This window comes from Pseudomonas endophytica, from assembly GCF_001411475.1.
Classification (GTDB): Bacteria; Pseudomonadota; Gammaproteobacteria; order Pseudomonadales; family Pseudomonadaceae; genus Aquipseudomonas; species Aquipseudomonas endophytica.
Window position 1 is genome coordinate 21,914 of sequence record NZ_LLWH01000183.1, and the last position, 10,317, is coordinate 32,230.

Annotated in this window: 15 protein-coding genes, 1 tRNA gene and 2 pseudogenes; 9 read left to right on the top strand and 9 right to left on the bottom strand. The window is 52.4% G+C overall.

Annotated elements, in window-relative coordinates; all coding sequences use genetic code 11:
• Positions 1–420 (bottom strand): helix-turn-helix domain-containing protein, encoded by a 420-nt coding sequence (locus AQS70_RS23360; protein WP_241492850.1) that lies wholly within the window; start codon positions 418–420, stop codon positions 1–3.
• A gap of 336 nt (positions 421–756) precedes the next feature.
• On the opposite strand from AQS70_RS23360, the gene AQS70_RS15575 reads away from it, so the two are divergent.
• Both AQS70_RS15575 and AQS70_RS15580 read left to right on the top strand, forming a co-directional pair.
• Positions 757–1,026, top strand: coding sequence for an Ogr/Delta-like zinc finger protein (locus AQS70_RS15575; protein WP_055103662.1), 270 nt, complete (start codon positions 757–759; stop codon positions 1,024–1,026).
• Entirely contained in the window at positions 1,023–1,382 is a 360-nt protein-coding gene (locus tag AQS70_RS15580; protein WP_055103663.1) for a hypothetical protein, read from the top strand. Before AQS70_RS15575 ends, AQS70_RS15580 begins: the two co-directional genes overlap by 4 nt.
• 111 nt (positions 1,383–1,493) lie before the next feature.
• On the opposite strand, the gene ung is transcribed toward AQS70_RS15580, so the two are convergent.
• Complete coding sequence (gene ung, locus AQS70_RS15585; RefSeq protein WP_055103676.1) at positions 1,494–2,186, bottom strand: uracil-DNA glycosylase; 693 nt, start codon at positions 2,184–2,186, stop codon at positions 1,494–1,496.
• A gap of 190 nt (positions 2,187–2,376) precedes the next feature.
• Here ung and AQS70_RS15590 point away from each other — a divergent pair, with 190 nt between their 5' ends.
• The 4 genes from AQS70_RS15590 to AQS70_RS15605 all read left to right on the top strand — a co-directional run bounded on the left by AQS70_RS15590 (position 2,377) and on the right by AQS70_RS15605 (position 4,473).
• Positions 2,377–2,598 (top strand): cysteine-rich CWC family protein, encoded by a 222-nt coding sequence (locus AQS70_RS15590; RefSeq protein ID WP_055103664.1) that lies wholly within the window; start codon positions 2,377–2,379, stop codon positions 2,596–2,598.
• A 33-nt stretch (positions 2,599–2,631) separates the two neighbouring features.
• On the top strand, positions 2,632–3,330 hold the full coding sequence (locus tag AQS70_RS15595) for a pseudouridine synthase (RefSeq protein WP_055103665.1): 699 nt from the start codon (positions 2,632–2,634) through the stop codon (positions 3,328–3,330).
• A gap of 89 nt (positions 3,331–3,419) precedes the next feature.
• Complete coding sequence (locus tag AQS70_RS15600; protein ID WP_187331821.1) at positions 3,420–4,292, top strand: alpha/beta fold hydrolase; 873 nt, start codon at positions 3,420–3,422, stop codon at positions 4,290–4,292.
• A 107-nt stretch (positions 4,293–4,399) separates the two neighbouring features.
• A tRNA-Gly gene (locus AQS70_RS15605) sits at positions 4,400–4,473 on the top strand.
• A gap of 70 nt (positions 4,474–4,543) precedes the next feature.
• Here the strand turns inward: AQS70_RS15605 and AQS70_RS24105 are convergent.
• From AQS70_RS24105 to AQS70_RS15620, 6 genes and pseudogenes are all read right to left on the bottom strand, one after another.
• A pseudogene (locus AQS70_RS24105) lies at positions 4,544–4,738 on the bottom strand (metal ABC transporter substrate-binding protein); the annotation flags it as partial.
• A 48-nt stretch (positions 4,739–4,786) separates the two neighbouring features.
• A complete protein-coding gene (locus tag AQS70_RS24205; RefSeq protein WP_338152640.1) occupies positions 4,787–4,888 on the bottom strand; it encodes a diguanylate cyclase domain-containing protein in 102 nt (33 codons plus the stop codon).
• 86 nt (positions 4,889–4,974) lie between these two features.
• A pseudogene (locus AQS70_RS24210) lies at positions 4,975–5,205 on the bottom strand (diguanylate cyclase domain-containing protein); the annotation flags it as partial.
• Positions 5,202–5,360 (bottom strand): hypothetical protein, encoded by a 159-nt coding sequence (locus tag AQS70_RS24110; protein ID WP_241492851.1) that lies wholly within the window; start codon positions 5,358–5,360, stop codon positions 5,202–5,204. The pseudogene AQS70_RS24210 and the gene AQS70_RS24110, both read right to left, overlap by 4 nt.
• A gap of 262 nt (positions 5,361–5,622) precedes the next feature.
• Positions 5,623–6,780, bottom strand: a complete 1,158-nt coding sequence (locus AQS70_RS15615) for a phospholipase D-like domain-containing protein (RefSeq protein WP_055103668.1) — start codon at positions 6,778–6,780, stop codon at positions 5,623–5,625.
• A 1-nt stretch (position 6,781) separates the two neighbouring features.
• The gene (locus AQS70_RS15620) at positions 6,782–7,372 is read right to left on the bottom strand and encodes a YceI family protein (protein ID WP_055103669.1); all 591 of its coding nucleotides are present in this window, start codon (positions 7,370–7,372) and stop codon (positions 6,782–6,784) included.
• A gap of 227 nt (positions 7,373–7,599) precedes the next feature.
• On the opposite strand from AQS70_RS15620, the gene olsB reads away from it, so the two are divergent.
• Both olsB and AQS70_RS15630 read left to right on the top strand, forming a co-directional pair.
• Positions 7,600–8,355, top strand: a complete 756-nt coding sequence (olsB, locus tag AQS70_RS15625) for an L-ornithine N(alpha)-acyltransferase (RefSeq protein WP_055103670.1) — start codon at positions 7,600–7,602, stop codon at positions 8,353–8,355.
• Positions 8,355–9,146, top strand: coding sequence for a lysophospholipid acyltransferase family protein (locus tag AQS70_RS15630; protein WP_055103671.1), 792 nt, complete (start codon positions 8,355–8,357; stop codon positions 9,144–9,146). Before olsB ends, AQS70_RS15630 begins: the two co-directional genes overlap by 1 nt.
• Before the next feature lie 60 nt (positions 9,147–9,206).
• Here the strand turns inward: AQS70_RS15630 and AQS70_RS15635 are convergent, their stop codons facing one another.
• On the bottom strand, positions 9,207–9,794 hold the full coding sequence (locus tag AQS70_RS15635) for an acyl carrier protein phosphodiesterase (protein WP_055103672.1): 588 nt from the start codon (positions 9,792–9,794) through the stop codon (positions 9,207–9,209).
• Between the two features lie 170 nt (positions 9,795–9,964).
• On the opposite strand from AQS70_RS15635, the gene AQS70_RS15640 reads away from it, so the two are divergent.
• Positions 9,965–10,267 carry an ArsR/SmtB family transcription factor gene (locus AQS70_RS15640; protein WP_055103673.1) on the top strand — a complete coding sequence of 101 codons (303 nt, stop codon included), beginning with the start codon at positions 9,965–9,967 and terminating at the stop codon, positions 10,265–10,267.
• The last annotated feature ends 50 nt before the right edge of the window (positions 10,268–10,317 follow it).

Below are 10,317 nucleotides of genomic sequence, written 5' to 3' on the forward strand. Positions count from 1 at the left end.
TTAAGCGCGGGCCGACTCACTTTCAAGGCGAGCGGATAACTCTTCAACTTGACGAACCAAGCGATGAAGCTTTTGCTTTTCTTTAACCACTTTATAAACATCACCTTGTTCAGAGTGTTTTAATGTTCGGAACATCATTATCATTCTTACCTCTTGTTCAGACAGTCTGCCGGATAACTCAACACACACCGTCGATCTTTGCAAAAACATAGCCCCCTGCCCACTAAACAACCAGTCGAGAGAGATCCCCTGCGCCTGCGCCAGCTCCATACAAACTGAATAGGGTATGCGGTCACGACCTTTCCAACTACTGAGTGTTTGCGGACTTACCCCTAACACTTCAGAAAGCCCTGAATCGGTCTTGACGCGTGTTATTTTTTTCAACCTGCTGAGTATTTCAATAGATTTACTGCTACTCACTTTGAATTTTTCCAATTTGACTTTGTTGTGTTTTTTGGCAGAATTTACTCGTATTGAGTAATTTTAATTAATAAATATGTAACATTTTTTCTCAAAACAAAGCCCTTTATAAACAACAGACGAGGAAAAAGCCAACACTTAAATAAAGCATATCCAAAAGATTACTCAATAGAAGCGATAATTCTTACAGGAATAGTAAAAAGGATTACCCAACATTAACTCACTGACTATCCCACACACAAGGTGTCAGCCCGCATGATCAACGGATTGATCTTTCTTTGAAATTAACGTGCTTATTTAATCAGGCACACAACTACAGTTCAATTGGAGTCAGTCATGAGCACCTACAAAATGGTTTGTCCGCATTGTTCAAGCAGAATGCGTATTCGCACGAGCGAAGGTCGACATATCTTCTTACGCGTCGCTTATCTGCAATGCACAACTGAAGCCTGCGGCTGGTCAGTCAGGGCTGAGTTTGAAATGACCCATGAGTTGTCTCCCAGTGGTATGCCGAACCCAGACGTCCACCTACCCGGCGTCAATCAGGAGTTGCGCCAAGCCGCGCTAACCACCGAAAAAATCACTGCAGAGAGTGCGCGAGCATGACCCCAAGTTATTCGAAAACCGATGGCCAGCACGATCCTCAGCACATAGCGTTGATGTTCTTGCAACGCTACCAGCCCCAACACCGGGGAAACGATCAGGTGTTGTTTTGTAAGGCAGTCCGCTATTTGGTGTCGACCTTTGAGCTCAGTACGCCGGTTGCAGAAAAGTTGGTGAGTTATGCCTACGGCGATCTGAAGATCATTCATGAACGACGACGCTTAGACCTCAGTGCAAGCAGTCAAACGCTCGCCGTGATTACTGATCCGCTAAACGGGATGACATGGGCTGTGCCAGTAGGGGCAATTGTCGGAAGAGTGATTGAAGCAACCGATAACCAACGGTTGCGTCTGGTCTAATTCGAGTCGACTCAGATCATTGCGTGTTAGCACACCAGGTGAACTACCCTGGTGTGCCGAACAGACTCATCGTATGAGCGATGAAACACGTCCCGACTGGGTTAGCGAGGGTTAAACCGACGGTAATGTCCAGTCGATCGGTGTTAAGCCATTTTGCACAAGAAACTTGTTGGCGCGACTGAAGTGACCATTGCCAATAAAGCCGCGATAAGCCGACAGCGGCGAAGGATGCACGGAGGTCAGCACCAAGTGTTTAGTCGTATCAATCAGCTTTTGCTTGCTCTGAGCGTGAGCACCCCAGAGTAAAAACACCAGTTGGGGTTGTTGCTCACTCACCACTTGAATAATGCGATCAGTAAAACGCTCCCAGCCTTTTTTAGCGTGAGAGGCAGCAATACCTCGCTCTACAGTCATCGTCGTGTTAAGCAATAAAACCCCTTGATCCGCCCAAGACTGCAAACAGCCGTGGGACGCGATATCAATATTTAAATCGCGCTTGAGCTCTTTATAAATATTCAAAAGCGACGGCGGTACAGCAATGCCCGGTTGAACCGAGAAGCATAAACCGTGGGCTTGACCGGGGCCGTGATAAGGATCTTGCCCGAGGATAACAACTTTGATTTTATCCAGCGGGGTGGAATTCAACGCATTAAAAATAAGCGGCCCAGGGGGGAAAATTTCTTTACCGGCGGCGTGCGCCTGTCGCAAAAACTCGCGCAGCTCATCCATGTAGGGTTCTTCGAACTCCTCACGTAATGCCTGCTTCCAGACAGCATCAAGTTTTATACGATCATCAGACGTCATGGTTACACCCTTAAAAACAATGCCGCGGACACTAAAAAAGGTCGTCCCCATTGTCAATTGATCAATCCAACTCACTCATTCTCACAGGCTGACGCCGATAGCCTTACATTCAATCTAATGTACAACCCGTAGGATTCGCACACCCCTTACAATAACGCCAATGACGTTAGCCACCCCACGGACACCCGACATGACCTCCACCGACCGCTGCCCCGCCTGTGGTGCGCGCAATGATTGCAGCAAGGCAAGTGAGCAAACCGAGCACTTACCCTGCTGGTGTTACAGCGTCAGCATCGCGGCTGAGATTCTGCAAGCGTTGCCACCTCAACAGCGTAACAGCGCATGCCTTTGCCCTCGCTGCGCAGACGTCCTCAGCCAATTACCCCCTGCCACAGTCGAACCGCTCACGTAAGATGTACGCCTGTATTTCTAGTGATTGATCGCTATGCGCGTAGACCGTTTTCTCAGCAACCTCCCCCAGTTCAATCGCCAACACGCGCGTTTGTTGCTGATTGAAAAGCGAGTGCGGGTTGATGGCCGGATCGTGTCTGACCCACACCATGACATCCGGGAATTCAACCGCATTGAGCTTGATGATCTGGTCCTGCAAGTCGGTAAGCCCGCGCGCTATTTGATGCTGCACAAACCGCCTGGCTGCGTCAGTGCCACTCAAGACCCGGAGCACCCGACAGTGCTGGATCTGTTGAGCGAAGCGGATAAGCACGACTTACACATCGCCGGTCGGTTGGACTTCAATACCAGCGGCCTGATGCTGATCACCAATGATGGCCACTGGTCACGCTACCTGACGCAACCGCATACCAAGTTACCCAAGACGTATTACGTCGAAACTGAGCAGCTCATCACCCGCGATTACATCGCTCAGTTTGAAAAAGGTGTGTATTTCGCCTACGAAGATCTGACCACGCTACCGGCCAAACTAGAATTGCTAGGCTCCAATAGCGCGCGTTTGAGCATCGTTGAAGGCCGTTATCATCAGGTCAAACGCATGTTTGGCTATTTCAACAATAAAGTAGTGCACCTGCACCGTGAAAGCATTGGCCCTTTAAAACTCGATAGTCAACTCGCCCCAGGCGAATATCGCGCACTCACCGCCCAAGAACTTACTTTGTTCAAGCCCTGACACCCGGTCAAAGAGCCACGCTTGCCTGTCATATTCACGGTGCACTATCAGTCTGACAGACGCTCGATTCACTGGAGTCAGACGCCATGATGAAGCCCGAAATCGCTGTGCTCGATCTTCAAGGGCAGTATCGAATTCATACCGAGTTGTTTCGCTCTGAAACCGCGCAAAACACCATCATTTTGGTCAACGGCTCAATGTCCACCACGGCATCATTTGCCCAGACCGTCAAAAACCTGCATCCGCACCTAAACATCGTTCTCTACGACCCGCCCTACGCAGGCCGGTCAAAACCTCACAATAGGCATCAGAACCTGCTGACAAAAGAACTGGAAGCCCACGTTTTGCTGGAGTTGATTGAGCATTTTGACGCACAGTATTTGCTGTCATTTTCGTGGGGAGGCACAGCCGCCCTAACTGCCTTGGCCAACTCACCACGACGCATCGAAAAAGCCGTCATCAGCTCTTTTTCGCCACTCATCAACGCCCCTATGCGCAACTACTTGGAACGCGGCCGCCGATGCTTGGCAGACTGTAATCGCATGCAAGTCGGAAACCTAGTCAACGACACTTTAGGTAAACATCTGCCGTCGCTGTTCAAGCGTTTCAACTACCGGCACGTCAGCACCTTGGCCGAACACGAATACGCGCAGATGCACTTTCATATCAATCAAGTGCTGACCAGCGACCCTACTTGCTACCTCAAGGCCACACAACGCATTGAAATACCGGTGTTGTTCATCAATGGTGAATGGGACGAATACACCGCCGCCAACGACGCACGGCAGTTCGCACCTGCGATCCGCCATAGCCAATTTGTATGCGTGGAAAACACCGGACATTTTCTGGACATGGAGCACAAACAAGCAAGCCAGATCAGCAAGAGTGCTTTGCTCGACTTTTTGAAAGCGCCAGCGCCTTTACTCACAAGGCCGGCACAGCGATTGTCGTTCGTGCTGTAAGCACGTCGAACACACGGAAAGGTTGTAAACAACGCTTTTAATTGAATATTTCAAGAATAAAAACTTCTCATCAAGGCTGACATCTGGTACAAAGTTAGCCGCTTTGAGCGGGTATAGTTTAGTGGCAAAACGAAAGCTTCCCAAGCTTTAGTTGAGGGTTCGATTCCCTCTACCCGCTCCATATTTTCAAGCGTTTTCAGGCAACTCAGCCTACTTTTTGAATCTCCCTCGTCTTAAAGCAACTCATACGTTTGCTTATCAAATTCGTTGCTTGAACGCACTTTCGGACTCGGATTAGGCCCGATCAATGAGTTCACGTGTACTTGATCACCGCCTACTTCATGCACCACGTCCGCAATCACGATAAATGAAGCAACCGCCTCTACGGGCTTGGTTTAGGTAAGACCAGCCATGCTCGACAGTGCAAAAAAAGCAGCCAGCAGCATAGATCGCATCTATTCACGCTCACTGCGCGCCAGCTCTTGCCGCGACATTTATTCCTGCCCAGCCTTTTTCACTTTGTACATCGCCGTGTCGGCGTAGTGCAGCAATTGCTGAGCGTTTTCTCCGTGCTCGGGGTAAACGGCAATGCCAATGCTGCAAAAATGTTGAGCGTGTAATCTTCAATCACGATGGGCTGGCTTAACTCAAAGCAGATTTTTTCGGCAACGACTAACCCATCACAGGGCCACTTGAGGTTTTCCAAAACCAGTACAAACTCGTCGCCCCCCATTCTGGCCACTGTGTCGCTGTCACGCACACACGCCTTTAATCGCAGCGCAACGTGCTGCAACAACATGTCGCCAACGCCGTGACCGTGGCTGTCATTGATGAGTTTGAAGCCGTCCAGATCGGCATACAGCACGGCCAGGTAGTGCTGCTCGCGCTTGGCTCGGACCAAAGCGCTGCTCAAGCGTTCGTAAAGAAACTCACGATTGGGCAGCGGGTCAACGCGTCGTGCTGCGCCAAAAACTGAAGCCGGGCATGCAGTTTTTTTCTTTCAATGGCCGCTGCTACTTGGGCGGATACGAACTGCAAAAGCTCTTTGTGCGACTCGGTATAGCCCACGAACTGCATTCCTTGCAGTTCACTTTATAGGTTAGGGCCTAACCGCCCTTCAGTGCATAGGTCAGGTCGCGGCTACAACGCCCGGGCATGACCGGCGCTAACCATAATAAAAACTCATGCACACGGTTCCAAAAATCAGACTTCACGTGCTCAAGCCGCCATGCAGTCGTTCGATTTAGGCGCCTTTTAAAGCGTTATATAACCGAGCGCTGGCAAAATGCTATGCATTGTGCAAAAAAACCAGCACTTAGGTCGGCAATCCCTAGCGGCGGCGGCCGATAACGTTGACCACCACTCGATCAACCCAGCCCCAAATACGCTGCTTAACCCGCCCCCACAGCGGCCGTGAGCGCCAGGCTTGCAAAGTGATGGGCAGACTTTGAGCGAAATCGGCCCTAAAGCTTGCAGCCACAGCTGCTGTCAGCGTCGGATCAAGGGCCTCAAGATTGGCTTCAAGGTTGAAGCGCAGATTCCAGTGGTCAAAGTTGCATGACCCAATGCTGACCCAGTCGTCGATCAAAACCATTTTCAAGTGCAAAAAGCGCGGCTGGTATTCGAATATCTGTACCCCGGACTTGAGCAATCGCGGGTAGTAACGATGCCCGGCATAACGCACTGACGGATGATCCGTGCGCGGGCCGGTCAGTAACAGGCGCACATCCACACCGCGATTGGCAGCACGACGCAACGAGCGCCGCACACTCCACGTCGGTAAAAAATAAGGCGTGGCTAACCAAATGCTGTGCTTGGCACTGTTGATGGCCCGAACCAGTGATTGCAAAATATCGCGATGCTGATGGGCGTCGGCATAGGCCACACGCCCCATGCCCTCGCGTTGTTCAGGCGCTTTGGGTAACCGAGCGAGTCCGAAGTGAGTGGCAGGTCTCCATGCTTTTCGACTGATATTGGCGCGCCATTGACGCTCAAACAGCATTTGCCAGTCCTGGACCAGCGGGCCTTGAATCTGAACCATCACCTCGTGCCAGTCACACGTATTCTCGACTGGCTGCCAAAACTCATCGGTCACGCCCGTCCCGCCGACCACCGCCAAGCGCTGATCCACCAGCAAAAGTTTGCGGTGATCGCGGTACAAATTGCTCAACCCACGACGCCAGTTCAGCGGGTTATAAAACCGAAGCTCAACCCCCGCCTCAGTCAGCCTGAGTCGCAAGCCTGCGGTAAATGCCAAACTGCCATAACCATCAAACAGGCAGCGCACGCGTACTTCACGTCGGGCTGCGCGTTCCAGCGCCTGGACGAGAATGTCCGCGCACTGCCCGGCCTCGACTAAATAGAACTCTAGATCAAGGTAACTCTGAGCCCCATCAATCGCCGCCAGCATGATCGGGAAAAACTCTGGACCGTCGATTAATAACTTGAATTGATTGGCGCTTTGCCAGGGAAACACCGCGCCAGCCATGTTAGCGAGCCGTAAAAATCAGCACCGCATTGACCGGTACTGAAAAGCTGATCGCCGATAAGCCGGCTGATTTACGCAAGGTTTCAAGTTCGGGTTGCAAGGCAAAATCCTCGGCTTGCAGCATCAACGGCTCAAGGGTCACAACCTGGAAGCGATGTTCATCCAGCCGGGTAGCCAACAGTTCAGCCTCATAGGTGTGCTGCTTGCCACGCAAGTTGACGGTCACCGGCAAACGCAACTCCACTTGAGCTCCCGCTGCCAGCTCGTTGATTGGCTGCATATTGATTTGCGCGGTGATCTGCGCCTCTGGGAATTGCTTGAAGTCGAACAACTGATCGCGCATACGCTCATCGCGCAAAGGCACCGCGCTGTTGACCGAGTCCATTTCAATGCGCAATTGCGCCTGTCCCTTACGGTCCACTTTGCCGTGTAAGACCAAAAAGCGGTGCTTATTGGCGACATTGCCATTTTGCGTGGTGACAAACGAAAGCCGTGATGACTCACCGTCCAAGTACCAACTGGCCTGGGCATACAGGCTCACGCCCAGGGTTAAGATCAACGCGCAGGCAGAAGATAAAAACGTTTTAAGCATAAAAACTCATCGGCAAGTTAACGGCCCCTAGTGTGAGTGCTTATAACCCGGCTTGGCAGATTTTTTTGCACAACGATAGGACGCGTATCCGCATCGCCAGTTCCTTGCCCAAGATGCTGTCATACAAGCATCACTCAAATGTCATGGTCATGAAATTGCGACTCCTTAGCCTGAGGTTGCACACCTCAGTCGACAAGGCAGGCTTAAAGCCTGCACGGAGATTCGCAATGTCCCAGATCGCCAGTATCCGCGACACCGCTCAAGCACGCCGACTGCAGGCTGAACGCTTGCTTGGCCCAGAGGCTCTACGTGAGGCTCAAGCCTTGCGATTTCGGGTTTTCAGCGGCGAACTACGCGCCAAACTAAAAAGCGCCGATCTGGAACTGGATGTAGATCATTACGACGCGCATTGCGAACACATCGGGGTTCGAGATCTCAATACCGGGCTATTGGTCGCAACCACACGTCTGCTGGACCACAGCGCTGCGCGCAACATCGGTCATTTCTACAGTGAAGAAGAATTCAACCTTTATGGCCTCGCGCACCTACAAGGCCCGATTCTTGAAATCGGCCGAACCTGTGTCGATCCGGCTTACCGTAATGGCGGCACCATCGCCGTGCTATGGGGCGAACTGGCTGAAGTCCTCAACCAAGGCGATTACCACTACCTGATGGGCTGCGCGAGCATCCCAATGCAAGACGGTGGCATCCAAGCGCAAGCAATCATGCAGCGTTTGCGCGAACGTTACCTGTGCATTGAGCACCTGCGCGCAGAGCCTAAAAACCCACTGCCAGTGTTAGAGGTACCGGCTAACGTCATCGCCGAAATGCCCCCGCTGCTCAAGGCGTACATGCGCTTAGGCGCGAAAATTTGTGGCGAGCCGTGCTGGGACGAAGACTTTCAGGTCGCGGACGTATTTATCCTGCTTAAACGCGACGAGCTGTGCCCGCGCTACGCACGCCACTTTAAGGCAGCCATGTGATGAGCCGCCTGCGCCTCTATGGGCGAGTGCTGCGTATTGTCGGCGTTATCGGCTTAGGTCTCGGCATGGCGAGTCTTTTTGCCCTGCTGGAGCGGCTGCGCCTGAACTGCGCCATGGATCGTCGCCAACGCTGGACGCAGTTCTTCATGAAGCGCCTGAGCAATGCCCTGCCGTTTCACGTCAGGGTGTTTGGAGAGCTGCCATCCACTCCCATGTTATGGGTCAGCAACCATGTGTCATGGACCGACATTGCCTTGTTGGGGCAACTGACGCCGCTGTCCTTTTTGTCCAAAGCCGAAGTGCGCCACTGGCCCGTAGCCGGTTGGCTAGCAGACAAAGCCGGCAGCCTGTTTATTCGCAGAGGCGCGGGTGACAGCCAGGCGATCCAGAAACAAATGGGCCGTCATCTGCTACAACAACATCCGCTGCTGATGTTTCCCGAGGGGACGACCACCGATGGGCGCTCAGTGCGCACGTTTCATGGGCGATTGTTATCGGCAGCGATAGACACCGAGGTGGCTTTACAGCCGGTAGCGGTTCGTTACTTGCGCGATGGCGAGCGTGATCAAATCGCACCGTTTATTGGCAATGATGATTTGCTGTCGCACTTGCTGCGCGTGCTTGCGCATGAGCACGCGCAGGTTGAGATTCATGTCTTGGAGCCGATTGCCTGTGAAGGGCAGCAGCGCGCGAAGTTGGCGCTCAGGGCGCAGGAGGCGATTGCGCAGGTGCTTAGCGCAGAGCCTGAGGCCAGCCCACAGACTGAGTGTGAACCGGTTGCGTTGGTTTAGCGCCAGATCAAAAGATCGCTAGGCAAGCCTGCACCTACAGGTTGTATGGTGCCCATACCATCATGCACCTAGGCTGAGTTTTTCTCTGGCCGCAAATGCCTGCAATTGCGGATAAAAGGCGTTGAAATCTTCACTTAGCGGCTCATACAGGGCACGCAAATCATGCATGGCGCCATTCAACTCTTCTGGCCGCGAAAGACGACGAGCAATACCGCTGATGACTCGCTCCAGCACCTCAAAGTCACGGTACGAGCCCAGCCAGTCGTGTGCCGCCATATGCGGTGCGATGTCGGCCAAACGCTCGGGCAGTTGGGGTTGCGCGACCAGAAGCTGATAGAACCGCGAAGTGAAGCGCTCAAGCGGCCCTTCTGCGTATTGCGACCAATCACGCGCCAAACAATGATCGAAGAAAACATCAAGCACGATGCCCGCGTAACGTCGTCGAGTCTGGGTGAAGCGCGACAACGACTGATTGACCAGCGGATGGGCGTCGGTAAAGACGTCGATGCTGCGGTGCAACTGGATAGCCGACTCAATGGCCGTGCTGAACCGGCCTTGCAGACGCCCTTTAACAAAGTCGCCATAAAGACTGCCCAGCAATTCTTCAGGCTGCTGACCGCCAAGGTGTAGATGTGCGAGATAATTCATGTCGCGCAGTTTAGCATCCTGCGATTAATCAAGACCTCAACATATCGTTATAACTCGATATACCGATTTGGACTGATTTCAGATCAAATTCATATTTGTGTATCGCGATATTACGATTTAAAGTTCGCCTCATCGCGATATAACGCTATACCTCACTGAGCACTTTCACTATGCCGATCGACCTCGACGAAATAATAAAAGCGCTGGCACACCCAGTACGCCGAGAAATCATTCGCCTGCTTAAAGACCCGCACGTCGAGTTTCCTGACCAGCATCACAGCACTGAACATGGTGTGTGTGCCGGCCAGTTCGACCAACGCTTGGGGCTATCGCAATCCACCGTTTCCGCCCACCTCGCCACCTTGCAACGTGCTGGCTTAATCAGCAGCCAAAAGGTCGGTCAGTGGCACTTTTTCAAACGTAATGAGGAGGCCGTTCAGGCCTTCCTCGCGACATTGAGCCAAGAGCTTTAACAAGGAATTCCATGCCTCTCTCGCTACTTATCTTGGCGCTCAGCGCCTTC

Bases quoted from the DNA above. Each gene is read 5' to 3' on its own strand.
- AQS70_RS15640 (WP_055103673.1), top strand. From the start codon at position 9,965: ATGCCGATCGACCTCGACGAAATAATAAAAGCGCTGGCACACCCAGTA.
- AQS70_RS15580 (WP_055103663.1), top strand. From the start codon at position 1,023: ATGACCCCAAGTTATTCGAAAACCGATGGCCAGCACGATCCTCAGCAC.
- AQS70_RS15575 (WP_055103662.1), top strand. From the start codon at position 757: ATGAGCACCTACAAAATGGTTTGTCCGCATTGTTCAAGCAGAATGCGT.
- AQS70_RS15590 (WP_055103664.1), top strand. From the start codon at position 2,377: ATGACCTCCACCGACCGCTGCCCCGCCTGTGGTGCGCGCAATGATTGC.
- olsB (WP_055103670.1), top strand. From the start codon at position 7,600: ATGTCCCAGATCGCCAGTATCCGCGACACCGCTCAAGCACGCCGACTG.
- AQS70_RS15630 (WP_055103671.1), top strand. From the start codon at position 8,355: ATGAGCCGCCTGCGCCTCTATGGGCGAGTGCTGCGTATTGTCGGCGTT.
- AQS70_RS15600 (WP_187331821.1), top strand. From the start codon at position 3,420: ATGAAGCCCGAAATCGCTGTGCTCGATCTTCAAGGGCAGTATCGAATT.
- ung (WP_055103676.1), bottom strand. From the start codon at position 2,186: ATGACGTCTGATGATCGTATAAAACTTGATGCTGTCTGGAAGCAGGCA.
- AQS70_RS15635 (WP_055103672.1), bottom strand. From the start codon at position 9,794: ATGAATTATCTCGCACATCTACACCTTGGCGGTCAGCAGCCTGAAGAA.
- AQS70_RS15615 (WP_055103668.1), bottom strand. From the start codon at position 6,780: ATGGCTGGCGCGGTGTTTCCCTGGCAAAGCGCCAATCAATTCAAGTTA.
- AQS70_RS15620 (WP_055103669.1), bottom strand. From the start codon at position 7,372: ATGCTTAAAACGTTTTTATCTTCTGCCTGCGCGTTGATCTTAACCCTG.
- AQS70_RS15595 (WP_055103665.1), top strand. From the start codon at position 2,632: ATGCGCGTAGACCGTTTTCTCAGCAACCTCCCCCAGTTCAATCGCCAA.